19 protein-coding genes are annotated in these 24,727 nt (G+C 71.2%); 11 read left to right on the top strand and 8 right to left on the bottom strand.

Annotated features, from left to right (window positions below):
* Nucleotides 1-27 precede the first annotated feature (27 nt).
* Nucleotides 28-1,392, top strand: a complete 1,365-nt coding sequence (locus AB0O67_RS08560; protein ID WP_365447583.1) for an FtsW/RodA/SpoVE family cell cycle protein — start codon at nt 28-30, stop codon at nt 1,390-1,392.
* Nucleotides 1,389-2,846 (top strand): penicillin-binding transpeptidase domain-containing protein, encoded by a 1,458-nt coding sequence (locus AB0O67_RS08555; RefSeq protein ID WP_365447581.1) that lies wholly within the window; start codon nt 1,389-1,391, stop codon nt 2,844-2,846. Before AB0O67_RS08560 ends, AB0O67_RS08555 begins: the two co-directional genes overlap by 4 nt.
* A 6-nt stretch (nt 2,847-2,852) precedes the next feature.
* On the opposite strand, the gene AB0O67_RS08550 is transcribed toward AB0O67_RS08555, so the two are convergent.
* Complete coding sequence (locus AB0O67_RS08550; RefSeq protein WP_365447579.1) at nt 2,853-3,965, bottom strand: ferritin-like domain-containing protein; 1,113 nt, start codon at nt 3,963-3,965, stop codon at nt 2,853-2,855.
* Nucleotides 3,966-4,053: 88 nt separating this feature from the next.
* Between AB0O67_RS08550 and AB0O67_RS08545 the strand changes: the two genes are divergently transcribed.
* The 4 genes from AB0O67_RS08545 to AB0O67_RS08530 all read left to right on the top strand — a co-directional run bounded on the left by AB0O67_RS08545 (nt 4,054) and on the right by AB0O67_RS08530 (nt 7,356).
* A complete protein-coding gene (locus AB0O67_RS08545; RefSeq protein ID WP_365447577.1) occupies nt 4,054-4,992 on the top strand; it encodes a diiron oxygenase in 939 nt (312 codons plus the stop codon).
* Between the two features lie 118 nt (nt 4,993-5,110).
* The gene (locus AB0O67_RS08540) at nt 5,111-5,767 is read left to right on the top strand and encodes a helix-turn-helix domain-containing protein (RefSeq protein WP_365447575.1); all 657 of its coding nucleotides are present in this window, start codon (nt 5,111-5,113) and stop codon (nt 5,765-5,767) included.
* Between the two features lie 10 nt (nt 5,768-5,777).
* Nucleotides 5,778-6,074 carry a hypothetical protein gene (locus AB0O67_RS08535; RefSeq protein WP_365447633.1) on the top strand — a complete coding sequence of 99 codons (297 nt, stop codon included), beginning with the start codon at nt 5,778-5,780 and terminating at the stop codon, nt 6,072-6,074.
* 103 nt (nt 6,075-6,177) lie between these two features.
* Nucleotides 6,178-7,356, top strand: a complete 1,179-nt coding sequence (locus tag AB0O67_RS08530; RefSeq protein ID WP_365447573.1) for an NlpC/P60 family protein — start codon at nt 6,178-6,180, stop codon at nt 7,354-7,356.
* Here the strand turns inward: AB0O67_RS08530 and AB0O67_RS08525 are convergent.
* Genes AB0O67_RS08525 through AB0O67_RS08505 form a run of 5 tightly spaced genes read right to left on the bottom strand, consistent with a single transcriptional unit; the run spans nt 7,331 to nt 13,404 of the window.
* Nucleotides 7,331-8,596, bottom strand: coding sequence for a styrene monooxygenase/indole monooxygenase family protein (locus AB0O67_RS08525; RefSeq protein WP_365447571.1), 1,266 nt, complete (start codon nt 8,594-8,596; stop codon nt 7,331-7,333). The two genes, AB0O67_RS08530 and AB0O67_RS08525, sit on opposite strands and share 26 nt — an antisense overlap.
* Nucleotides 8,597-8,620: 24 nt before the next feature.
* Entirely contained in the window at nt 8,621-9,259 is a 639-nt protein-coding gene (locus AB0O67_RS08520) for an ATP/GTP-binding protein (protein ID WP_365447569.1), read from the bottom strand.
* Nucleotides 9,240-9,659: a DUF742 domain-containing protein gene (locus AB0O67_RS08515; protein WP_365447567.1), complete on the bottom strand. Its 420-nt coding sequence runs from the start codon at nt 9,657-9,659 to the stop codon at nt 9,240-9,242. Before AB0O67_RS08515 ends, AB0O67_RS08520 begins: the two co-directional genes overlap by 20 nt.
* The gene (locus AB0O67_RS08510; protein ID WP_365447565.1) at nt 9,656-10,159 is read right to left on the bottom strand and encodes a roadblock/LC7 domain-containing protein; all 504 of its coding nucleotides are present in this window, start codon (nt 10,157-10,159) and stop codon (nt 9,656-9,658) included. The genes AB0O67_RS08515 and AB0O67_RS08510 overlap by 4 nt, the downstream gene beginning before the upstream one ends.
* Nucleotides 10,156-13,404, bottom strand: a complete 3,249-nt coding sequence (locus AB0O67_RS08505) for a nitrate- and nitrite sensing domain-containing protein (protein WP_365447563.1) — start codon at nt 13,402-13,404, stop codon at nt 10,156-10,158. The genes AB0O67_RS08510 and AB0O67_RS08505 overlap by 4 nt, the downstream gene beginning before the upstream one ends.
* A gap of 375 nt (nt 13,405-13,779) precedes the next feature.
* On the opposite strand from AB0O67_RS08505, the gene AB0O67_RS08500 reads away from it, so the two are divergent.
* On the top strand, nt 13,780-14,568 hold the full coding sequence (locus AB0O67_RS08500) for a hypothetical protein (protein ID WP_365447561.1): 789 nt from the start codon (nt 13,780-13,782) through the stop codon (nt 14,566-14,568).
* 9 nt (nt 14,569-14,577) lie between these two features.
* Here the strand turns inward: AB0O67_RS08500 and AB0O67_RS08495 are convergent, their stop codons facing one another.
* Nucleotides 14,578-15,069: a MarR family transcriptional regulator gene (locus AB0O67_RS08495; RefSeq protein ID WP_365447559.1), complete on the bottom strand. Its 492-nt coding sequence runs from the start codon at nt 15,067-15,069 to the stop codon at nt 14,578-14,580.
* A gap of 229 nt (nt 15,070-15,298) precedes the next feature.
* Nucleotides 15,299-17,713 carry an endopeptidase La gene (gene lon, locus AB0O67_RS08490; protein WP_365447557.1) on the bottom strand — a complete coding sequence of 805 codons (2,415 nt, stop codon included), beginning with the start codon at nt 17,711-17,713 and terminating at the stop codon, nt 15,299-15,301.
* A 202-nt stretch (nt 17,714-17,915) separates the two neighbouring features.
* On the opposite strand from lon, the gene AB0O67_RS08485 reads away from it, so the two are divergent.
* From AB0O67_RS08485 to AB0O67_RS08470, 4 genes are all read left to right on the top strand, one after another.
* Nucleotides 17,916-18,593 (top strand): spermidine synthase, encoded by a 678-nt coding sequence (locus AB0O67_RS08485; protein WP_365447555.1) that lies wholly within the window; start codon nt 17,916-17,918, stop codon nt 18,591-18,593.
* 113 nt (nt 18,594-18,706) lie between these two features.
* Entirely contained in the window at nt 18,707-19,447 is a 741-nt protein-coding gene (locus AB0O67_RS08480) for a response regulator transcription factor (RefSeq protein WP_365447553.1), read from the top strand.
* The gene (locus AB0O67_RS08475) at nt 19,444-20,553 is read left to right on the top strand and encodes an ATP-binding protein (RefSeq protein WP_365447551.1); all 1,110 of its coding nucleotides are present in this window, start codon (nt 19,444-19,446) and stop codon (nt 20,551-20,553) included. The genes AB0O67_RS08480 and AB0O67_RS08475 overlap by 4 nt, the downstream gene beginning before the upstream one ends.
* 281 nt (nt 20,554-20,834) lie before the next feature.
* A complete protein-coding gene (locus tag AB0O67_RS08470) occupies nt 20,835-24,644 on the top strand; it encodes a multifunctional oxoglutarate decarboxylase/oxoglutarate dehydrogenase thiamine pyrophosphate-binding subunit/dihydrolipoyllysine-residue succinyltransferase subunit (RefSeq protein ID WP_365447549.1) in 3,810 nt (1,269 codons plus the stop codon).
* The last annotated feature ends 83 nt before the right edge of the window (nt 24,645-24,727 follow it).

Here is a 24,727-nt window from a genome sequence, read left to right as displayed (position 1 = left end):
GCCACACCATTTGGGTAGGTTCCGGACATGACGAAGGCCGGAACCGGAACCGCCGTGGCAGCGGACGCGCCCGCACCCGAGGTCCGTCTCCCCCGGCGCCGCGGCATCGAACTCACCCTCATCGTCGTAGCCGTCCTCCTGTCGGTGTACGGCTACTGCGTCACCGGCCTCGCCAGGACCGGCGCCGTTCCGCCCGGTGCCGTGGGCTACGGCGCGGGCCTCGGCGTCCTCGCGCTGCTCGCACATCTCGCGGTCCGGCTGCGCGCCCCCTACGCCGATCCGCTGCTGCTGCCCATCGGTGTGCTGCTGAACGGCCTGGGACTGGTGCTGATCTACCGGCTGGACCTGGAGACACCGGACGACCGCGCGGCCCCCGCCCAGCTGGTCTGGTCGGCCCTGGGAGTCACCCTGTTCGCCTACGTCGTCGCCGCCCTGCGCGATCACCGGGTGCTCCAGCGCTACGCGTACGTGTGCGTCGCCGCCGCGCTGATCCTGCTCACCCTGCCGATCTTCTTCCCTGCCGTGAACGGCGCCCGCATCTGGATCCGGATCGCCGGGTTCTCGATCCAGCCCGGCGAGTTCGCGAAGGTGCTGCTGGCCGTGTTCTTCGCCGCGTACCTGGCCGCGAACCGCAACGCGCTCGCCTACGCCGGCCGGCGTGTGTGGCGGCTCCAGATCCCCACCGGCCGGGTCCTCGGTCCTATCGTCGCCATCTGGCTGGTCAGCGTCGGCGTACTGGTCCTGGAACGCGACCTCGGCACCTCGCTGCTGTTCTTCGGTCTGTTCGTCGTCATGCTGTACGTCGCCACCGGCCGCACCGGCTGGATCGCCGTCGGCCTGCTGCTGGCGACGCTCGGCGCGGTCGCCGTCGGCCGCACGGAACCTCACGTGGCCGCCCGGATCCAGGACTGGCTGCACCCGTTCGCGTCCATCGAGGCGGGCCAGGGCCCCAACCAGCTCGCCCAGTCGCTGTTCGCCTTCGCGGCGGGCGGCGTCCTAGGCACCGGCCTGGGGCTCGGAAACTCCGTCCTGATCGGCTTCGCCACCAAGTCGGACTTCATCCTGGCGACGGCGGGCGAGGAACTGGGCCTGGCGGGCCTCTCCGCGATCTTCCTGCTCTACGGCCTGTTGGTCGAGCGCGGCTACCGGGCGGGCCTCGCCCAGCGTGATCCGTTCGGGCGGCTGCTCGCGGTGGGCCTCGCCTCGATCGTGGCGCTCCAGGTGTTCGTGATCGCGGGCGGGGTGACCGGCCTGATCCCGCTGACCGGCATGGCGATGCCGTTCCTCGCGCAGGGCGGCTCCTCGGTGGTCACCAACTGGGCGATCGTGGCCCTGCTGATCCGGGTGAGCCATTCGGCCCGCCGTGAGTACGACGGGCAGGCCGCCCCATGACCCGTCACATCCGCCTCGCCGCCGCGTTCTGCGCCCTGCTGCTGGTCGCCCTCCTGGTCAACGCGGCCCGCGTCCAGGTCTTCCAGGCCGGCCAGTACGACGCCAACACGGCCAACCGCCGCCACGACATCAGCCGTTACGGCCAGCCGCGCGGCGACATCCTGGTCGGTGGCCGCCCGATCACCGGCTCCAAGGACACCGGCGAGCCCCTCCGCTACGAACGCACCTATCAGCAGGGCCCGTTGTACGCCCCCGTCACCGGCTTCGCCTCGCAGGTGTACGGGACCACGTTCCTGGAGCACGCGGAGGACGGCACCCTCTCCGGCAGCGACCCGGTGCTCTCGCCGTTCCCCCTGTGGAACGACTTCACGCGCGCACGGAACGTCGGCGGTGACGTCGACACCACCCTCGACGCCGCGGCGCAGCGGGCGGCGTTCCAGGGACTCGGCAACCGCAAGGGCGCGGTCGCGGCGATCGAGCCGGCCACGGGCCGGATCCTGGCGCTGGTGTCCACCCCCTCGTACGACCCGGCGGCGCTGTCCGGGAACGGACCGGCGGTCGCCCGGTCCTGGCTGCGGCTGAACGAGGACCCGGACAAGCCGATGCTGAACCGCGCGGTACGGCAGACCTATCCGCCGGGCTCGACGTTCAAGGTGGTCACCGCGGCGGCGGCGCTGGACGCCGGGGTGATCAAGGATCTCGACGAGCGGACCCGCTCGCCCGACCCGTACACCCTTCCCGGCACCACGACGAGACTGCGCAACGAGGGCGGCCGCTGTGCCAACGCCTCGCTGCGGAAGGCCTTCGAGTGGTCCTGCAACACGGTCTTCGCCAAGCTGGGCGTGGACGTCGGCGTGACGCGGATGGCCGCCACGGCCCACGCGTTCGGCTTCAACGACACCGAGCTGCGCATTCCCTACTCGGTGGCGCCTAGCACCTTCGACACCACGGTGGACAGGGCGCAGCTGGCCCTGTCGTCGATCGGGCAGTACAACACGCGGGCCACGCCGTTGCAGATGGCGATGGTCTCGGCGGCGGTCGCCAACGGCGGCCAGCTGCGGGAGCCGTACCTGGTGGAGCGGACCACCACCGGCCGGGGCGCCACGGTCTTCACGGCCGGCCCCCGCCCGCTGCGCCAGGCCATGTACCCCTCGACGGCGGCGCGGATGCGGAAGCTGATGCGCGACGTGGTGGAGCACGGCACCGGCACCAACGCCGCGATCCCGGGCGCGACGGTCGGCGGCAAGACCGGTACCGCCCAGCACGGCGTCGACAACTCCGGCACACCGTACGCCTGGTTCGTCTCCTGGGCGCAGGGCGACCACGACCTGGAGCCGAAGGTCGCGGTCGCGGTGGTGGTGGAGGACGCCGCGGCGCACCGCCGTGACATCACCGGGGGCGGCATGGCGGCGCCGATCGCGCGGGCGGTGATGCAGGCGGTGCTCAAGTCGTGACCCGCGTCAGGAGTCCTGACCGGCCCCCGACTCGATCGCCTCCGTCACCTCGGCCACCCGCTCCCGTTCCTCGGCCGCGAACCGTTCCGCGTCGAGCTTCTCGGCGATCTCCTCGTCCTGGGCCATCAGCAGATCGAGGTCGGAGTCACCCATCTCGAGGACCCCCATGTCCACATAGGCCTGCTGGAGGCGCTTGCCCCACAGGCCGATGTCCTTCACGCACGGCACGATCCGGCTGAACAGCAGCTTGCGGAACAGGGCGAGGAACTCGGAGCGTTCGCTGTACTCCTCCGCCTCGGCCCGCGGGATGCCGAAGTTCTCCAGCACCTCCACGCCACGCAGCCGGTCCCGCATCAGGTAGCAGCCCTCGATCACGAACTCCTCGCGTTCGCGCAGTTCGGCGTCGCTGAGCTGCCCGTAGTAGTCCCGCAGGGCCATCCGCCCGAAGGCCACGTGCCGGGCCTCGTCCTGCATGACGTAGGCGAGGATCTGCTTCGGCAGCGGCTTGTCGGTGGTGTCGCGGATCATGCCGAAGGCGGCGAGCGCGAGGCCCTCGATGAGCACCTGCATCCCCAGGTAGGGCATGTCCCAGCGGCTGTCGCGCAGGGTGTCGCCGAGCAGGGACTGAAGGTTGTCGTTGATCGGGTAGAGCATCCCGATCTTCTCCTGGAGGAAGCGGGCGTAGATCTCCGCGTGCCGGGCCTCGTCCATGGTCTGGGTCGCCGAGTAGAACTTGGCGTCCAGGTCGGGGACGGACTCGACGATGCGGGCCGCGCAGATCATCGCGCCCTGCTCGCCGTGCAGGAACTGGCTGAACTGCCAGGAGGCGTAGCGCCGGCGCAGGTCGCCCTTGTCCCGCTCGGAGAGCTTCGCCCAGTGCCTGGTGCCGTAGAGGGAGAGTGTCTCGTCGGGGGTGCCGAGGGGGTCGTACGGATCGACCTCGAGGTCCCAGTCGATCCGTTTCTGCCCGTCCCACTGCTTGTCCTTGCCCTTCTGGTACAGGGCCAGCAGGCGGTCGCGTCCGTCGTCGTACTCCCAGTTGAACCGGGCCTTGCCGGTCGCGGGGACCGGCCAGAGAGGCTCGCCGGGGTCCATGGCGTACAGGTCGAAGGTCGACATGTTCGCAGGCTCACACGTAGTAGACGCGCGGTCAACAAGTAGCGCGCAAGGGATTGACGGGCTTACTGACAAGCAGTCTCATAAGGGCATGACGACCCTCACCGAAGCCGAAGCCCTGGAAGGGCTGCGCGACGCGCTGGGCCTGCTCAAGGACCGCGAGCAGGTGGCCGAGCGGCTGCTCGACTCTTCCGCGAAGCACTCCTTCGACCCGGACAAGGAACTGGACTGGGACGCGCCCTTCGAGGAGGGCAAGTGGTTTTGGCCGCCGGAGCTGGTGTCGCTGTACGACACACCGATGTGGCGGCGGATGAGCGAGGAACAGCGGATCCTGCTCTCCCAGCACGAGGCGGCGGCGCTGGCGTCGCTGGGCATCTGGTTCGAGATCATCTTGATGCAGCTGCTGGTCAGGCACATCTACGACAAGGCGGCGACGAGCGCGCACGTGCGCTACGCGCTGACCGAGATCGAGGACGAGTGCCGGCACTCGAAGATGTTCGCCCGGCTGATAGCCCGCGGCGAGACGCCCTGGTACCCCGTGAGCCGCGCCCACCAGCACCTCGGGCGCCTGTTCAAGACCATCTCGACGACGCCCGGCTCCTTCACCGCGACCCTGCTCGGCGAGGAGGTCCTCGACTGGATGCAGCGACTGACCTTCCCCGACGAGCGGGTGCAGACGCTGGTCCGCGGGGTCACGCGCATCCACGTCGTGGAGGAGGCCCGGCACGTCCGGTACGCCCGTGAGGAACTGCGGCGCCAGATGGTCACGGCACCGAAGTGGTCCCAGGAGTTCACGCGGATCACCTCCGGCGAGTTCGCCCGGGTCTTCTCGGTCGCCTTCGTCAACCCCGAGGTCTACACCAATGTGGGCCTGGACCGGCGGGAGGCGCTCGCCCAGGTGAAGGCGAGCGGCCACCGCCGGGAGGTCATGCAGACCGGCGCGAAGCGCCTGACGGACTTCCTGGACGACATCGGTGTGCTGCGGGGGGTGGGGCGGCGGCTGTGGCGGTCGTCGGGCTTGCTGGCGTAGGAGGGGCCCGTCGTACGGGTGCGGTGGTACGGGGCTGGTCGCGCGGTTCCCCGCGCCCCTCGACCTCGGCGTACTCGCCCGGCCGTGCAACCGCACCCGGCCGACTACCCTGCCCGGTATGACCCCCGCTGCGCCCACCCCCGCCTATCGCCGCCTCAGCGTCGAGGAACGCCGCAGCCAGCTGCTGGACGCCGCACTCACCCTTTTCGCCCACCGCGCCCCGGAGGACGTCTCCCTCGACGACGTGGCCGAGGCGGCCGGGGTCTCCCGCCCCTTGGTGTACCGGTACTTCCCGGGCGGCAAGCAGCAGTTGTACGAGGCCGCCCTGCGCTCCGCCGCCGAGGAGCTGCGGCTGTGCTTCGACGAGCCGCGCGAAGGGCCCCTGCTGCCCCGGCTGTCCCGTGCCCTGGACCGCTACCTCGCCTTCGTGGACCAGCACGACACCGGCTTCAGCGCCCTGCTCCAGGGGGGCAGCGTGGTCGAGACCTCTCGTACGACCGCCATCGTGGACGGCGTACGGCGGGCCGCCGCCGTGCACATCCAGCGCCACCTCGGCGTCACGGACCCGGGCCCCCGCCTGCGGATGACCGTCCGGATGTGGATCACCGCGGTCGAGGCGGCCTCCCTCATCTGGCTCGACGAGGACAAGCAGCCACCCCTCGACGAACTCCGGGACTGGCTCGTGGACCAGTTCGTCGCGGTCCTGTCCGTCACCGCCGCCCGTGACCCGCAGACCGCGTCGGTCGTGGCCGCGCTGGCCTCGGCGGATGACTGAGACTGTTGCCGTGAAGAGCGAAGAGACCCCCTTCGAGGGCGGGCCCATGGACGGCCGTGTGCTGCCCGTGCTGCTCGGGATCACCGGGCACCCGCCGAAGACGTACCGCATCCCGGTCCCGGACCCGCACGGCGGTCCGGCCACGGTCCTCGTGTACCGGCGCGAGCCCCGTGGCCAGGGGCGGCTCACCCGGCGCTGGAAGTACGTCCACGATCCCGCCGGCGACCAGGGCGGGCGCCGGCCCGGGTGGCCCTGGCGCAAGCCAGACGCCACGCCGGGAGGCAAGCCGGACGACGCGAACGGGTGACCTCCTTACGCCATCCCGCAGACCTTCGGCGCGCGGGCCGCGCGCACGCGTCACATGCTCACGGAGCGGAGCGGACCCGCCGCCCCGCACCGGAGGTGATGACGTGTCAGGAAGGCTACTGCGCCTCGTATGTACGGCGACCGTGGCGGCCCACGCCGTTCTCGCAGCCGTGCCGGCGGCGGCCGCGCCCGGACCGGGCGAGCCCGAAGGGCGGGCGGTGTCGGGTCTGCTGACGGACCTTCAGCGGCTCTACTTCGAGGCCGAGAAGGCGACCGAGACCTACAACGCCACCGAGGAGCAGCTGAAGAAGCAGCGCGCCGTGGCCCGGCGGCTGGACGGCGAGCTGGCCCGCGCCCGGCTCGCCCTGCACTCCAGCCGGGGCGCGGCCGGCCGGCTGGCCCGGCAGCAGTACCAGGGCCGCAGCGACATCTCTCCGTACGTCCGCCTGCTGCTCGCCCGCGATCCGCAGCACGCGCTCGAACAGGGACATGTGATCGGCCAGCTGGCGCGGGAACGCGCCAAGACGGTGGAGGAGCTGTCCGGCAGCGCGAAGAAGGCCGACGGGCTGGCCCGCAAGGCGCGCGCCGCGCTGGACCGGCAACTCGCGCTCACGGAACGCCGGAAGAAGGAACGCGACGAGGTGCGCGAACGGCTCGGCGAGGTGGAGAGGCTGCTGGCCTCGCTCACCGCCGAGCAGCTGACCGCGGTGGCGAAGCTGGAGAAGGACGGGATCGCCGAGGCACAGAAGAAGTTCATGGCCGCCGGCGCCCCCAGCAGGCTGCACGTGCCGACCAGGGAGGGCGACCGGGCGGTGCGCTACGCGGTGCGCCAGCTCGGCAAGCCGTACGAGTGGGGCGCGGAGGGCCCCCGGTCCTACGACTGCTCGGGGCTGACCTCGCAGGCCTGGGCGGACGCCGGGACGCCGATCCCGCGCACCAGCCAGGAGCAGTGGGCGCGGCTGCACCGCGTCCCCCTCAAGGAGCTGCGCCCCGGCGACCTGGTCGTGTACTTCCCCGAGGCCACGCATGTGGCGATGTACCTGGGCGACGGCATGGTCGTCCAGGCACCGCGCCCCGGAGCCAAGGTCAAGGTGTCCCCGATCGCGGCCAACCCGGTCCTCGGCGCCGTACGCCCCGACCCACGGGGCAGGCCCCTGCGGCACTACACACCGCCGAGGCTCCCCGCGGGGGCCCTGGAGGGCAAGGACGACGGCTACGCGTCGGCGACGGCTCCGGCGCGGGCCAGACCCGTGGCGGTCACGCCCCCGCCCCGGAGCCGGTGACCTCGGCCAGGTAGGCCGCCGTCTTCTCGGGCTCGTAGAAGAAGTTCTCGAAGTCCACCGGGTCGTTGAAGCCGTTGGCGAAGCGGTCGGCGACCGGCTGGAGCTGGCCGGCGGCGCCGATCAGGTTGAGGATGTGCTCGGGCGGCGGGGCCAGCATGGCGTTGGTCCACTTGGTGACGTGCTGGGCGGTGTCCCAGTAGCGGTCGAAGGTCTGCCGCATCCAGTCCTCGTCGAACGGCCTGTCGCCGTGTTCCATGATCGAGGCGAGGTATGAGGCGGCACACTTGGACGCCGAGTTGGAGCCCTGGCCGGTGATCGGGTCGTTGGCGACGACGACGTCGGCGACGCCGAGCACCAGGCCGCCGCCGGGCAGCCGGCCGATGGGGTTGCGCACGGTCGGGGCGTAACGGCCGGCGAGCGTGCCGTTCGCGTCGGTCAGTTCGACCTTGGTGGCCCGCGCGTATTCCCACGGGAGGAACTTCTCCATGAGTTCCAGGGTCAGGGAGAGGTGCTCCGCAGGGTCCTTGACGCCGTTGAAGGCGTCCAGCGGGCCGCCGGGTATGCCTTCCCAGAACAGGATGTCGGCGCGGCCGGAGGTGGTGAACGTCGGCATCACGAACAGCTCGCCCACACCGGGCACCAGGTTGCAGCGGACCGCGTCGTACTCCGGGTGCTCCGGGCGCGGGCCGAGGCCGTGCACGTAGGCGACGGCGAGGGCGCGCTGCGGCTCGGTGTAAGGGGAACGCTCCGGGTCGCGGGCGAACATCTGCACCAGCTCGCCCTTGCCCGCCGAGACCAGCACGAGGTCGTACGTACGGGAGAAGTAGTCGAGGTCCCCGACCGCCGCGCCGTGGATGACCAGCTGGCCGCCGCGCTGCGCGAACGTCTCCATCCAGCCGGCCATCTTCACCCGCTGGTCCACCGACTGGGCGTACCCGTCCAGCTTGCCCACCCAGTCGATCGCCCGCTGCGAGGGGCCCGGGTCGAACGAGCCGGGGGCCGCCACCGAGACGCCGAGTCCCTCGATCTTCGGGGCCTGGGACTCCCAGAAGTTCAGCTTCAGGTCGCGCTCGTGCTGGAGGGCCGTGTGGAACATGCACTGCGTCGACATGACCCGGCCGGAGCGGATCTCGTCCGCCGTCCGGTTTGACATCAGGGTGACCTCGTACCCGTTCGACTGGAGTCCGAGGGCGAGCTGGAGTCCGGACTGGCCGGCTCCGACGACGAGTATCTTCCGCATGCGGGTGGTGACTCCTAGGTCGGTCTACTCAGGTGTTTCGTCGAGCGCGTGGCCGACGAGAGCCAGGAGGGTCTCGATCGCGGAGATCCGGCGGCGCGCATCCATGATCATTACAGGTATGTGCCGCGGGATCGTCAACGCCTCCCGCACATCCTCCGCCTCGAACCGATCACTGCCGTCGAAGTGGTTGACCGCCACGACGTACGGCAGTCCGCAGCTCTCGAAGTAGTCGAGCGCCGGGAAGCAGTCCTTGAGCCTGCGGGTGTCGGCCAGCACGACCGCGCCGATCGCGCCGCGCACCAGGTCGTCCCACATGAACCAGAACCGCTGCTGCCCCGGCGTGCCGAACAGGTAGAGCACCAGGTCGTCGTCGAGCGTGATGCGGCCGAAGTCCATGGCCACCGTGGTGGTCAGCTTGCCCGGCGTGGCGGTGAGGTCGTCGGTCTCCTCGCTCGCCTCGGTCATCAGCGCCTCGGTCTGCAGCGGCGTGATCTCCGAGACGGAAGTGACCAGCGTGGTCTTGCCGACGCCGAAGCCGCCCGCCACCACGATCTTGGTGGCGATGGGGGCACGGGTGCGGTCCGTCTGCCATGACTTGAGATTCTCGTCGGGCTCGACGAGCGGGGAGACGCCCGGGGCGGCGTCAGAGACGACGGAGTCCACTCAGCACCCTTTCCAGCAGAGCGCGGTCCGGCCGGCCCGTGCCGTGACCGGTTCCCGTTCCGTACACACGGATCTTTCCCTGGTCCGCGAGATCGCTGAGCAGCACGCGGACCACGCCGAGCGGCATCTTCAGCAGCGCGGCGATCTCGGCCACCGTGCGCATCCGGCGGCAGAGTTCGACGATGGCCCGCAGTTCCGGCATGACCGTGGACCGCAGGGAACCGTTCGTCAGTTCCTTGCGCTCCTCGGGCGCCTCCAGTGCGGCCACGAAGGTCTCGACCAGCAGCACGTGCCCGAAGCGGGTACGGCCGCCGGTGAGGGAGTAGGGGCGGACGCGGGCGGGCTTGCGGTCGCCGCCGCGTACCGGGAGCTTCTTCGGCGTACCGGGTGTACTGCTCATCGGGCACTCCCCGTAGGTTCGGACTCCAGGGATTTGCGCAGTTCGCTGCGGAGTTCGGGCGTCAGGACATGGCCGGCGCGGCCCACGAACAGTGCCATGTGGTACGCCACGACGCTCATGTCGCAGTCCGCGGAGCCGTGCACGCCGAGCAGCGAGCCGTCGCTGATCGACATCACGAACAGGCTGCCCTCCTCCATCGCGACCATGGTGTGCTTCACCGAGCCGAACTCCAGCACCTTGGCCGCGCCGATGGTCAGGCTGCCGATGCCGGAGACGACGGTGGCGAGGTCGGCGGCCGAGCCGCGCGGACCGGTGGGCCGGGTCTCGCGCGCCTCACGCGCGGCCGCGTTCCTCCCGGCGTCGGAGGAGAGCAGCAGCAGCCCGTCCGAGGAGACGACCGCGACGGACTGGATGCCGGGCACCTCCTCGACCAGGTTCGTCAGCAGCCAGTGCAGATTGCGGGCCTCACTGCTCAGTCCGAACGTACTGGGCGCGGTCAACTGCTTGCCTCCTCGACGGTGCCCCCCGTGGATTCTTCGGCATGTACATGTGCTGGAGCGGACTCCGCGGCGTCGCGGGCGGGCGCGCCGGGCGCCGCCGCGTCACGGGTCCTGGTCTCGTGCGTCGCCTCCGGCGCCGGGCCGGACGGGGACTCCGCCTGGCCGGTCCGCCCGGCGATCTCGGCCTCGACGTCACGCCGGCCGGCCGCGGCACCCTGGCGGAAGCCGCCCAGGCGGCGGCGCAGGGCGTCGGCGTCGATGGAACCGCTGCGGGGCCGGGGCGCCGACGCGGGCGCGTTGATCTTCGGCGTGCGCTTGGGCAGCCCCTTGTCGGTGACGCGCTCGGGCTCGTCCCCCTCGTCGGGGGTGCGCTCGTGGGCGTCGGGGCCTATGGCGTAGGGGTCGTGGGCGGCGGGGGGCGCGGCCGGTGCGGAGTCCGGGTGGGCCTGCCTGGCCCGGGACAGCTCGTCCAGCGGGGCGGGCTCGGCGCCCGGGTCCCGCCACTGCGGAGGCCTGCCCGCGTCAATCTGCTGCTCGGCGGACGAATCCTGCCGCCAGTCGGCCTCGGGACGCGAGACGGCCTCCGGGCGCAGGTCGGCCTCCGGAGCCCGCTGGACCGAGCGGTCCGGCCCGCCGTCCGCCGCCGGGCGCGAGGCGGCCTCCGGGCGACGATCGGTTTCCGGGGCCCGTCGGACCGACGTGTCCGGCCCGCCGTCCGCCGCCGGGCGCGAGGCGGCCTCCGGGTCCGGCTGAGCCGGCCGGTCCTGCGGCGGGTCCGCCGCCGGGCGCGGCCGTGCAGCCGATCCCGGCTGCGCCGGCACCTCCCGGTCCTGGTCCGCCACGCGGCCCGGTCCGGCCTTCGCCTCGCGGCCCTGACCGGTGCCCTGGTCCTCGCCGGTGGGCCGGTCCGTGACCGGCTCGCTCAGCTGCTCCGGGAGCAGGAGTTCCATCGTGGTCTCGGCCGGGGACTCCGGAATCCCCCGGTCGACGGCCGGCTCCTGGGCCCGTACCGCGCGCTCGGCCAGCGCCACCAGCGGGTCGCCGTTCTCCGAGCGGCCGTGCAGAACGTTGGAGTTGGCCTCCGCGTCGGCACCGGGCAGGGAGAAGCCCTGCGCACCCTCGGCGACGGAGGCGGGCGCGGGGGACGGCACCGCCGCGGCCGGGGCCTCGGCGAACAGCGACTGCGGCAGGACCACGACGGCGGCGATACCGCCCTGCTTCTGCTCGCGCAGCTGGACGCGCACCCCGTGCCGGTGGGCGAGCCGGGCGACGACGTAGAGGCCGAGCCCGAGACCGTCGGCGCCCTCCTGGTCGTACGGCGCCTCGGGGTCGAAGTCGCTGAGCCGGGCGTTGAGCCGGGTCATCCGCTCGTCGGTCATGCCGATGCCCTCGTCCTGGACGGAGAGCATCACCTCGCCGTTCTCCAGCAGCCAGCCGGAGACCTCGACGGGCAGGTCGGGCGGGGAGAACGACGTGGCGTTCTCCATGAGTTCGGCCAGCAGGTGGGACAGGTCGTCCGCGGCGAACCCGGCGATGTGCGCGTGCGGCGGCAGCGCGGTGATCCGGACCCGCTCGTACCGCTCGATCTCGCTGACCGCGGCCCTTACGACGTCGACCATCGGGACCGGGCCCGCGTGCTGCTGGACGTGCTCGGTGCCGGCCAGCACGAGGAGGTTCTCGCTGTGCCGGCGCATGACGGTGGCGAAGTGGTCGAGCTTGAAGAGGGTGGCGAGCCGCTCGGGGTCCTGCTCGCGCTCCTCCAGGGTCTCGATGACGCCGAGCTGGCGCTCGACCAGGCCGAGGGTGCGCAGCGCGAGGTTGACGAAGGTGCCGCCGATGCTGTCGCGCAGCCGGTCCAGCTGGGCGGCGGAGTCGGCGAGTTCGGAGCGCAGCTCCGCGCGGGCGTCGGCCATCCTCTGCCGCTGGCCGACCAGGTGCTTGCGGTCGGACTCCAGGGTGGTGATCCGCTCGTGCAGACCGGCGGCGTGCGCGTGCAGGGCGTTGACGGACCGGACGACCTGGGCGAACTCGTCGTTGCGCCCGGTGAACTTGACCGGTTCCTCGGTGGCCGGGTTCTCGGCGGCGGCGAGCCGGGCGGAGCCGAGGCGCAGCACGGCGAGCGGGCGGGTGAGGCCGCGGGCCATGCCGGTGGCGACGCCGACGGCGAGCAGCATCAGGGCGCCGAGGATCGCGATGCGGATCTCCAGCGCGGTGACGTCGTCGTCGCGCAGCTGCTCGAGACCGGTGGTGCGGCGCTCGTAGAGAGAGGACTCGACGCCGCGCATCAGGTCGATACGGGCGGTGAGGGCGGCGTTCAGCTTGTCGGCACCGATGCCGAGGTCCGCGTCGGTGAGCGTGGGCTGGTCGGTGAGGTCGGCGAGGTACTTGTCGGCCGAGTTGACCTCGGGGCCGGTGACCGTGGAGTCGTAGGTCCCGCGGGCCGCCTTGGTGGCGGTGTCGTGGAAGTCGGCGAGCGCGGCATCGGAACGCACCCGGGCCTGCTGGGCGGCGGCGGTGAGGGCGGCGCGCCGCTTGCTGTCGGCCTCGGAGGAGACGCTGGTCTCGGTGGTGAGGCCGGTGACGGGGTCGTAGACCGACTCGGTGCTGCTGGGCACGCTGAGGGCGGCCAGGAGCAGGCCCCGGGTGGCGGCGGCCTGCTGGACGGCGGTGTCGAGTTCGGCGAGGGCGTGTGCGCCGGAGCCCGCGCGGGGCGGGAGCTGTTCGGCCAGGTCCTCGGCGAGCCGGTGGAGTTCGGCGATGGCCTCGGAGTAGGCCTCGTGCGCTTCGAGAGCGCCGCTCTGCCCGGTGAGCGCCGCCCTGCGCACGCCGGCGATGCCGTCCAGGTCCGAGCGCAGCCCGGCCGGGGTGTCCGTGTTGGCGCGCAGCTCCTCGACCTGCCGGTCCACCCGCGCGCTGCGCTCTTCCGAGGGCGCCTTGGCCTTCGGCCGGCCGGCCGCGATGTAGGAGGTGACCTCGTCCCGCTCGTCCGCGAGGGAGTGGGCGAGGGCGAGGGCGTCCTGCGTCTGCCCGCCCAGGGTCACCAGGTCCTGGCTGTCGCTCAACTGCCCGGAGGCGGCGATCACCGAGGGGGTGCCCGCGCCGGCGATGGCGGCGGCCACGACCGCCACGGCCACGATGAGCCGGTTGCGCACGTGGGTCTTACGGCCCTTGCCGACCGAGGTGCGCTCCGCGCTCCCCTCGGAGGCCGTCTGCTTGCCTGTGCGCCGAGGCCGCGTCTTCTGCACCGGTGCTCGCATTCCTGACTCGTGTACCCATGGGCCCGGGTGACGCCCCGTCAACTGGTGTGCACACCACCCGGTACGTACGGTCCCCGACCCTCCCAGTGCCGGTGGTCGGTCATCGGACATCACCTGACCGGCCACCCGAAGGAGTGAACCTCGGAGGGGAGTTGGCGGGCAAGTTCCTCCGGCGCTTGCGTCGGCGCCACCCGGCGGGCCGGTTGGACGTCGACGGCGGGCTTTGGCAGTATTCGCCGCCACGTGTTCCCGGACTCCGCCATTCCAACCCAAATCCGGCGGCTGACCTGCGGCACTACGGTGATTCGGCGATCCTTGCCACCCTTTCGCGGACGCTGTGAAGGGCTCGTGCAGACTGGCTGGATGCGCACGGAACTTCTCTCCCTGCCGGGCGACCCGGCCCGCCCCAACGAGGACTTCGCCAGCGTCGGACTACCCGTCTGCGGACAGGGCGGTTCCCTCGTGGTGCTGGACGGAGTGACCCCACCGAGGGACGGCACCGGCTGTCTGCATTCCGTTCCCTGGTACACCGCGCGTCTGGGCGGGGCCCTGACCGAACTGACCGTTTCGCTCCCGGATGTTCCCCTGTCCGACGCCCTTGCCCGTGCCATTGCGCGCACCGCCGAGGCACACCGGGAAACCTGTGACCTTTCTCACCCGCGAACCCCACAGGCAACCGTGGTCCTCGCCCGCTGGTCGCAGGAGACCGTCGAGTACCTGGTCCTCTCCGACTCGGCCCTCCTGGTGGAGTCCCCCGACGGTCTGGTCACCCCGTGCCTCGACGACCGTCTGGCCAGGCTTCCCCGGGCGACCCTGGCCACCGACGCCCTGGTCGACGCGACGGTCCGCAACAAGGAGGGCGGCTTCTTCACCGCCGCCGCGGATCCGTCGGTGGCCGCGCGGGCGGTGACCGGGGTGCTGCCGCGCGCCCGGGTGCGGGCGCTGGCCGCGCTGACGGACGGCGCGAGCCGGTGGACGGAGACCTTCCGGGAGGGCGACTGGGCGGACCTGTTCGCCGTCGTCCGCAAGCAGGGCGCCGAGGCCCTGGTCGACCGGGTACGGACGCTGGAGTCCGCCGACCGCGAGGAGCGGACGTATCTGGGCCGCAGCAAGACCCACGACGACGCGACGGTCGTCTACGCGGAGCTGTGAGCGCCCGCGCTACTTCTCCATCCCGGAGTTCAACTGGTGCAGCAGCCGCGCCAGTTCGGCCACCTCGCGGCGGTCCCAGTGGTCGAGCTTGCTGACGTAACGGGCGCGGCGGGCCACACGGACCCGCTGCACCCGGGTGCGCCCCTCCTCGGTGAGGTGCACGAGCCAGGCCCGGCCGTCCGCCGGATCCGGTTCACGGGCCACCAGCCCCAGGTCCTCCAGAGCGCGCAGCTGACGCGACATGGTGGCCTTGCCCACCCCGATGTAGGCGGCGAGGTCGGTGGCCCGCTGCCGACCGCACTCGTCCAGGCGCACGAGCAGTCCGTACGCCGCCGACTCCAGGTCGGGGTGGACCTCGCGGGCCATCTCGCCCTGGTTGGCGCGGGCCCGCCGCAGGAACACCGTCAGTTCGCGCTCCAGCTCCAGGAACTCCTGGTCCACACCACTTCGCGACGCATCCGCCTCGCCGTGATGTCTGCCGTCGTTTCCACCCTCGTGCACGTCAGCACCCTGATCCGTTTTCCTGGTCGTGAAACCTGCCGCCGACGGCGGTCGTCACCGCAGCACTGCCAGTATTTCGCAGGCGCGGGCCGACGGCAGCCGCCGGGCCCCCCGACGGTCACCCGGAGTGGACCTGGACCGGCTCGGGCGCGGAGGACCACGGCCGCCGCACGGCGAAGGCCCGGGCCTCCCTCAGGAGACCCGGGCCTCGCCTTTCCGGTCGCGCCCGTCACGCCGCGACCGGAACCTCCGGCACCGCGCCGTTCGTGGCCGGCGACAGCGCCAGCTCCAGGACCTGGCGGACGTCGGTGACGGCGTGGACGTCGAGCTTGTCCAGCACCTCCGCCGGCACGTCGTCCAGGTCGGGCTCGTTGCGCTTGGGGATGATCACGGTGGTGACCCCCGCCCGGTGCGCGGCGAGCAGCTTCTGCTTCACCCCGCCGATGGGCAGCACCCGGCCGGTCAGCGAGACCTCGCCGGTCATCGCCACGTCCGTGCGGACCAGGCGGCCGGAGAGCAGTGAGGCCAGCGCGGTCGTCATGGTGATGCCCGCGCTCGGGCCGTCCTTCGGCACCGCGCCCGCCGGGAAGTGGATGTGCACGCCCCGGTCCTTGAGGTCGGCGACCGGCAGCTCCAGCTCGGCGCCGTGGCTGCGCAGGAAGGACAGGGCGATCTGCGCGCTCTCCTTCATCACGTCACCCAGCTGACCGGTCAGCGTCAGGCCCGCCGCGCCCGTCTCGGGGTCGGCCAGCGACGCCTCGACGAACAGCACGTCACCACCGGCGCCCGTGACCGCGAGGCCGGTCGCGACACCCGGCACCGCCGTGCGCCGCTCCGCCGGGTCCTGGGCGGACTCGGGGACGTGGTGCGGCCGGCCGATCAGGTCGCGCAGGTGCTCGTCGGTGACGGTGAACGGCAGCTTCCGCTCGCCCAGTTCGTGCTGGGCCGCCACCTTGCGCAGCAGCCTCGCGACGGACCGCTCCAGGTTGCGCACGCCCGCCTCGCGGGTGTACTCGCCCGCCAGCTTGCGCAGCGCGCTCTCGTCGAGGGTCACCTCGTCCTTCTCCAGCCCGGCGCGCTCCAGCTGTCGCGGCACCAGGTGGTCGCGGGCGATGACGACCTTCTCGTCCTCGGTGTACCCGTCGAGGCGGACCAGCTCCATCCGGTCGAGCAGGGCCTCCGGGATGGCCTCCAGCACGTTCGCGGTGGCCAGGAAGACGACGTCGGAAAGGTCGAGTTCGACTTCGAGGTAGTGGTCGCGGAAGGTGTGGTTCTGCGCGGGGTCCAGGACCTCCAGCAGGGCCGCGGCGGGGTCGCCCCGGAAGTCGGACCCCACCTTGTCGATCTCGTCGAGCAGCACGACCGGGTTCATCGACCCGGCCTCCTTGATGGCGCGGACGACCCGGCCGGGCAGCGCGCCGACGTACGTACGCCGGTGCCCGCGGATCTCGGCCTCGTCGCGCACGCCGCCGAGGGCGACACGGACGAACTTCCGCCCCATGGCGTGGGCCACGGACTCGCCGAGGCTCGTCTTGCCGACGCCCGGCGGGCCGACCAGGGCCAGCACGGCGCCGCCGCGCCGCCCGCCGACGACCCCGAGCCCGCGCTCGGCACGCCGCTTGCGCACCGCCAGGTACTCGGTGATCCGCTCCTTCACGTCCTCCAGGCCCGCGTGCTCGGCGTCCAGCACGGCCTTCGCGCCCTGGATGTCGTACGCGTCCTCGGTCCGCTCGTTCCACGGCAGTTCGAGCACGGTGTCGAGCCAGGTGCGGATCCATGAGCCCTCGGGGGACTGGTCGGAGGACCGCTCCAGCTTGTCGACCTCCTTGAGCGCGGCCTCACGGACCTTCTCGGGCAGGTCGGCGGCCTCGACACGGGCCCGGTAGTCGTCGGACTCCTCGCCCTCCTGCTCGCCGTTCAGCTCGCGCAGCTCCTTGCGGACGGCTTCCAGCTGACGCCGCAGCAGGAACTCCCGCTGCTGCTTGTCGACGCCCTCCTGGACGTCCTTGGCGATCGTCTCGGCGACGTCCTGCTCCGCGATGTGGTCGCGCAGCTGCTGGGTGGCGAGCTTGAGGCGCGCGACGGGGTCGGCGGTCTCCAGCAGCTGGATCTTCTGGTCGAGGGTCAGGAAGGGCGAGTACCCCGAGTTGTCGGCGAGGGCGGACACGTCGTCGATGGCCTGCACGCGGTCGACGACCTGCCAGGCACCGCGCTTCTTCAGCCATGCGGAGGCCAGCGCCTTGTACTCCTTGACCAGTTCTGTCACGTGCCCGGGCAAGGGGTCCGGCACGTTCTCGTCGAGGCTGGTCCCCTCGACCCACAGCGCCGCTCCCGGCCCGGTGGTACCGGCGCCGATCCGCACCCGGCTCCGGCCCCTGATCAGAGCGCCCGGGTCACCGTCGGCGAGCCGCCCGACCTGCTCGACCGTGCCGAGCACACCCGTGCTCGCGTAGGCGCCGTCGTTGCGCGGCACCAGCAGGACCTTCGGCTTTCCGGACGCGGCACGGGCAGCCGCCTGCGCGGCCTCCACCGCCGCCCGGACATCTGCGTCGCTCAGGTCCAGCGGGACCACCATGCCGGGCAGGACGACCTCGCCGTCGAGCGGCAGCACGGGCAGAGTGAGCGGTGTGGACGTCGAAGCCATGATCTCCCCTTCGGCAGTCAAGTTGAGCTATGCCGACTCAATGCTCGGACGCGGCACATTGTTCCCCTGGCGGCGTTCGCTGTGAGCGATCAAGGAGGTTCCTGGGTGCAGAGGGATCCCCTCCCTCCCGAGAGGTCTCTCCTGCACACGGGGTCTCTTCAATTCCGTCAACGTTCCGTCAGAGAAGTGCCAGGATGGGCCGATGCCCACCACCTACGACACCCCCGAAGTCCTGGACCGTCGTGAGGGCCCGTACGGCGAGGTCGTGCTGCGGCGGCACGGGGCGCTGCTGCAGATCATCGCCAACGGCTGCTTCCTGATGGACACCTCCGACGGACGTTCGGAACGGCTGCTGGTCGACGCGGCACTCGACGCCCTCGACGACCGCCCCGACCCGGAGGTACTGATCGGCGGCCTCGGCGTCGGATTCTCGCTCGCACATGCCGGAGGCAACCCACGCTGGGGCCGGATCACGGTGGTCGAGCGGGAACGCGCGGTCATCGACTGGCACCGCGCGGGCCCGCTTTCCACGGTTTCGGGCAAAACGCTTGCCGACCCCCGCACACGGATCGTCGAAGCGGATCTGATCGCCTACGTCAATGAGACTTCCGACACGTTCGACGCGCTGTGCCTGGACATCGACAACGGGCCCGACTGGACCGTCACGGAAACCAACTCAGGGCTGTACTCGAACGCCGGACTCGCAGGCTGCGCACGGGTGTTGAGACCAGACGGGGTACTCGCCGTGTGGTCGGCGAAACCCTCCCCGGAATTTGAAGGAACCTTGCGGAATGCCGGTTTCCGGCATGTGCGTACCGAAGAGATCCCGGTTGCCCGGGGCGTTCCCGACGTCGTGCACCTCGGCGTCCGACCTGAATAGCCGAGCTGCGCTGACTCCCCGTACCCTGCTTGCCTGACGCCGACCATTCAAGCGTCAATCGCAGTCATGGGATCACCCCACGGATTCCGGAAAGCACACTTCAGGGGCGGGCGATGGAGCAGACACACACCTCCCAGAACGGCACGGCGGCGGCCACCCCGGGCGCACAGCGCAGGGTTCTGGTGGTCGAGGACGACCCGACGATCGTCGACGCCATCGCGGCCCGCCTGCGTGCCGAGGGATTTCTAGTGCAGACGGCCGGCGACGGTCCGGCCGCCGTCGACACGGCCGAGGCCTGGCAGCCCGATCTGCTGATCCTCGACATCATGCTGCCGGGCTTCGACGGCCTGGAGGTCTGCCGTCGTGTGCAGGCCCAGCGGCCGGTGCCGGTGCTGATGCTCACCGCGCGCGACGACGAGACCGACATGCTGGTGGGCCTCGGCGTCGGCGCCGACGACTACATGACGAAGCCTTTCTCCATGCGTGAGCTGGCCGCGCGCGTGCACGTGCTGCTGCGCCGGGTGGAGCGGGCCGCGGTCGCGGCCGCCACGCCGCGCACCGGCATCCTGCGCCTCGGCGAGCTGGAGATCGACCACGCGCAGCGCCGGGTGCGGGTGCGCAGCGAGGACGTCCACCTCACGCCCACCGAGTTCGACCTGCTCGTCTGCCTGGCGAACACCCCGCGCGCGGTGCTCTCCCGGGAGCAGCTGCTGGCCGAGGTGTGGGACTGGGCGGACGCCTCCGGCACCCGGACCGTCGACAGCCACATCAAGGCGCTGCGCCGGAAGATCGGCGCCGAGCGGATCCGCACGGTGCACGGCGTGGGCTACGCGCTGGAGACACCGACGCCATGAGCGAAGGGCGGTCGGCCGCACGGAGGAGCCCCGGGGAGCCCTGGGGCGGCGTACGCCCGTTCTCGATCAAGACAAAGCTGGGCGCGCTGGTCGTCATCTCGGTGCTGATCACCACCGGCCTGATGATGATCGCCCTGCGCACCGAGACGGAGCTCCGCTTCATCACGGTGTTCTCCATGATCGCCACACTGCTGATAACGCAGTTCGTGGCGCACTCGCTCACCTCGCCGCTGGACGAGATGAACGCCGTGGCCCGCTCGATCTCGCACGGCGACTACACACGCCGGGTGCGCGAGAACCGCTGGGACGAGCTGGGCGACCTGGCCGTCACCATCAACCGCATGGCCGACGACCTGGAGGCCGAGGACCGCCAGCGCAAGGAGCTGGTGGCCAACGTCTCGCACGAGCTGCGGACCCCGATCGCGGGGCTGCGCGCCGTGCTGGAGAACATCGTGGACGGCGTCACGCGGGCCGACCCCGAGACCATGCGCACGGCCCTGAAGCAGACCGAGCGGCTGGGGCGTCTCGTCGAGACGCTGCTCGACCTGTCCCGCCTGGACAACGGCGTCGTACCGCTGAAGCAGCGGCGCTTCGAGGTGTGGCCGTATCTGTCCGGGGTGCTGAAGGAGGCCAACATGGTCGCCTCCGCGCGCGCGGGCATGGCCTCCGGCTCGGGCAGCCACACCCGTACGGACGTCCATCTGCACCTCGACGTGTCCCCGCCGGAGCTGACCGCGCACGCCGACCCGGAGCGGATCCACCAGGTCGTCGTCAACCTGATCGACAACGCGGTCAAGCACAGCCCCCCGCACGGCCGGGTGACGGTGAAGGCGCGGCGCGGGTCGCTGCCGGAGTCGCTGGAGCTGGAGGTCCTGGACGAAGGTCCGGGCATTCCGCGCTCGGAGTGGCACCGGGTCTTCGAGCGCTTCAACCGGGGGTCGGTCAGCCGGCCGCACGGCCCCGGCAGCGACGGCGGCACCGGCCTCGGCCTGGCGATCGCCCGCTGGGCGGTGGATCTGCACGGCGGCAGGATCGGAGTGGCCGAATCCGAGCGGGGTTGCCGGATTCTTATCACCCTTCCGGGCCTGCCTTCTGTGCCAAGTTGACGTAAAGTTCGAAGCGGAGCCACAAGATCCGCGGGCGTCCGCACAGCAGGACACGTGTGATCAGGCAGAGGCCCGCGCCGCGTACGCGCCGGGCCCGGGTCGTCGCACCCCTTTCGCAACGGAACCACGCTTGTTTCCCGCCATTTCAATCCCCGAAACACGCCCTTCGATGTGATGTGCGCGACGTTGAACGGACCTGGCCTGACCTTCACGGTCAGGGAGGCGTAGCCTTGATTCCCGCTGTCCATCACCTTGTGAAGCGGAAGAGGGCGGTTGCCGCCGTGTCGCCACAGTCCCCCAGTAACGCATCGAGCATCTCGACCGACGCAGACCAAGCGGGCAAGAATCCCGCTGCCGCGTTCGGTCCGAACGAGTGGCTCGTCGACGAGATCTATCAGCAGTACCTCCAGGACCCGAATTCGGTAGACCGCGCCTGGTGGGACTTCTTCGCCGACTACAAGCCGGGGGGGACTGCCACCCCGGCGCCGGCGGCCCCCGCGGCCGCGGGGGCCGCGGAGACCACCAGCACGGTTCAGGCGCCCGCCCAGCCCGCTCCGGCGGCCCCGGCCGCACCCGCGGCTCCCGCCGCCCCTGAGCCCGCCGCTGCCGCGCCGGCTCAGGCCCCCGCGCAGCCGAAGGCCCCGGCCCCGGCTCCCGCCCCGGCCGCCGCCAAGCCGCCGCAGCCGAAGGCCAGGACCGCCGAGCCTGCCGCCGGGGCCCCGGAAGGCCCCGAGCTGGTCACGCTGCGCGGGCCGGCCGCCGCCGTCGCGAAGAACATGAACGCCTCGCTGGAGCTGCCGACGGCCACCTCGGTCCGCGCGGTCCCTGTGAAGCTGCTCTTCGACAACCGCATCGTCATCAACAACCACCTGAAGCGCGCCCGGGGCGGGAAGATCTCCTTCACGCACCTGATCGGCTACGCGATGGTGCAGGCCATCAAGGCCATGCCGGCGATGAACTGGTCGTTCGGCGAGAAGGACGGCAAGCCGATCCTCGTCAAGCCGCCGCACGTCAACCTCGGTCTCGCCATCGACCTGGTCAAGCCGAACGGCGACCGCCAGCTGGTCGTCGCGGCGATCAAGAAGGCCGAGACGCTGAACTTCTTCGAGTTCTGGCAGGCCTACGAGGACATCGTCCGCCGCGCCCGCGACGGCAAGCTCACGATGGACGACTTCACCGGCGTGACGGTCTCCCTGACCAACCCCGGTGGCCTCGGCACCGTCCACTCCGTCCCGCGCCTGATGCCCGGCCAGTCGGTGATCATGGGCGTCGGCGCCATGGACTACCCGGCGGAGTTCCAGGGCACCTCCCAGGACACCCTGAACAAGCTCGGCATCTCGAAGGTCATGACGCTCACGTCGACCTACGACCACCGGGTGATCCAGGGCGCCGCCTCCGGCGAGTTCCTCCGCCAGGTCGCGAACCTGCTGCTCGGCGAGAACGGCTTCTACGACGACATCTTCGAGGCGCTGCGCATCCCCTACGAGCCGGTCCGCTGGCTCAAGGACATCGACGCCAGCCACGACGACGACGTCACCAAGGCCGCCCGCGTCTTCGAGCTGATCCACTCCTACCGGGTCCGCGGCCACGTGATGGCCGACACCGACCCGCTGGAGTACCGCCAGCGCAAGCACCCCGACCTGGACGTCACCGAGCACGGCCTCACCCTGTGGGACCTGGAGCGCGAGTTCGCGGTCGGCGGCTTCTCCGGCAAGTCCCTGATGAAGCTGCGCGACATCCTCGGCGTGCTGCGCGACTCGTACTGCCGCACCACCGGCATCGAGTTCATGCACATCCAGGACCCCAAGCAGCGCAAGTGGATCCAGGACCGCATCGAGCGCCCGCACACCAAGCCGGAGCGCGAGGAGCAGCTGCGCATCCTGCGCCGCCTGAACGCGGCGGAGGCCTTCGAGACCTTCCTGCAGACGAAGTACGTCGGCCAGAAGCGCTTCTCCCTGGAGGGCGGCGAGTCCGTCATCCCGCTGCTGGACGCGGTCATCGACAGCGCGGCCGAGTCCCGCCTGGACGAGGTCGTCATCGGCATGGCCCACCGCGGCCGCCTGAACGTGCTGGCCAACATCGTCGGCAAGTCCTACGCGCAGATCTTCCGCGAGTTCGAGGGCAACCTCGACCCGAAGTCGATGCACGGCTCCGGCGACGTGAAGTACCACCTGGGCGCCCAGGGCACCTTCACGGGCCTGGACGGCGAGCAGATCACGGTCTCGCTGGCCGCGAACCCCTCGCACCTGGAGGCGGTCGACCCGGTCCTGGAGGGCATCGCCCGCGCCAAGCAGGACATCATCAACAAGGGCGGCACGGACTTCACGGTCCTGCCGGTGGCGATCCACGGCGACGCGGCCTTCGCGGGCCAGGGCGTGGTGGCCGAGACCCTGAACATGTCGCAGCTGCGGGGCTACCGCACCGGCGGCACGGTCCACGTGGTCATCAACAACCAGGTCGGCTTCACCGCGGCGCCCGAGTCCTCGCGCTCCTCGATGTACGCCACCGACGTGGCCCGCATGATCGAGGCGCCGATCTTCCACGTGAACGGCGACGACCCGGAGGCCGTGGTCCGCGTCGCGCGGCTGGCCTTCGAGTTCCGCCAGGCGTTCAACAAGGACGTGGTGATCGACCTCATCTGCTACCGCCGCCGCGGTCACAACGAGTCGGACAACCCGGCCTTCACCCAGCCGCTGATGTACGACCTGATCGACAAGAAGCGCTCGGTGCGCAAGCTGTACACCGAGTCCCTCATCGGTCGCGGCGACATCACCCTGGAGGAGGCCGAGCAGGCGCTCCAGGACTACCAGGGCCAGCTGGAGAAGGTCTTCACCGAGGTCCGCGAGGCCACCTCGCAGCCGGCGACGGTGGAGACCCCGGACGCGCAGGCCGAGTTCCCGGTCGCCGTGAACACCTCCGTCTCCTCGGAGATCGTCAAGCGGATCGCCGAGTCCCAGGTCAACATCCCCGACCACATCACCGTCCACCCGCGTCTGCTGCCGCAGCTGCAGCGCCGGGCGTCGATGGTCGAGGACGGCACGATCGACTGGGGCATGGGCGAGACCCTCGCCTTCGGCTCGCTGCTCCTGGAGGGCGTCCCGGTCCGCCTCGCGGGCCAGGACTCCCAGCGCGGCACCTTCGGCCAGCGGCACGCGGTCATCATCGACCGCAGCACCGGCGAGGAGTACACGCCGCTGCAGTACCTGTCGGAGGACCAGGCACGCCTGAACGTCTACAACTCCCTGCTGTCCGAGTACGCGGCGATGGGCTTCGAGTACGGCTACTCGCTGGCCCGCCCCGACGCACTCGTGCTGTGGGAGGCTCAGTTCGGTGACTTCGTCAACGGTGCGCAGACGGTCGTGGACGAGTTCATCTCGTCGGCGGAGCAGAAGTGGGGCCAGACGAGCGGTGTGACGCTGCTCCTCCCCCACGGCTACGAGGGCCAGGGCCCGGACCACTCGTCCGCCCGCCCGGAGCGCTTCCTCCAGCTCTGCGCCCAGAACAACATGACGGTCGCGATGCCCACGTCCCCGTCGAACTACTTCCACCTCCTGCGGTGGCAGGTGCACAACCCGCACCACAAGCCGCTGGTCGTCTTCACGCCGAAGTCGATGCTGCGCCTGAAGGCCGCCGCGTCGAAGGCGGAGGAGTTCACCACGGGCGGCTTCCGCCCGGTCATCGGCGACGCGTCGGTGGACCCGGCCGCGGTGAAGAAGGTCGTCTTCTGCGCGGGCAAGGTCTACTACGACCTGGAGGCCGAGCGGGTCAAGCGCGGCGTCACGGACACGGCGATCATCCGCATCGAGCGGCTGTACCCGCTGCCGGGCGCGGAGCTCCAGGCGGAGATCAAGAAGTACCCGAACGCCGAGAAGTACCTGTGGGCCCAGGAGGAGCCGGCGAACCAGGGTGCCTGGCCGTTCATCGCGCTCAACCTGATCGACCACCTGGACCTGGCGGTCGGCGCGGACGTCCCGCACGGCGAGCGCCTGCGCCGCATCTCGCGGCCGCACGGCTCGTCCCCCGCGGTGGGTTCCGCGAAGCGGCACCAGGCGGAGCAGGAGCAGCTGGTGCGCGAGGTGTTCGAGGCGTGAGCCTCTGAGCGTCGGTGCGTACGCGCATCGGCTCACGGAAGGGCCCGGCCCCGAGTTCCCAGAACTCGGGGCCGGGCCCTTCC

The organism is Streptomyces sp. NPDC086077, assembly GCF_040686175.1.
GTDB lineage: Bacteria > Actinomycetota > Actinomycetes > Streptomycetales > Streptomycetaceae > Streptomyces.
The sequence above is the reverse complement of the archived record's forward strand: the minus strand, read 5'-3'. Positions and strand labels throughout refer to the sequence as shown.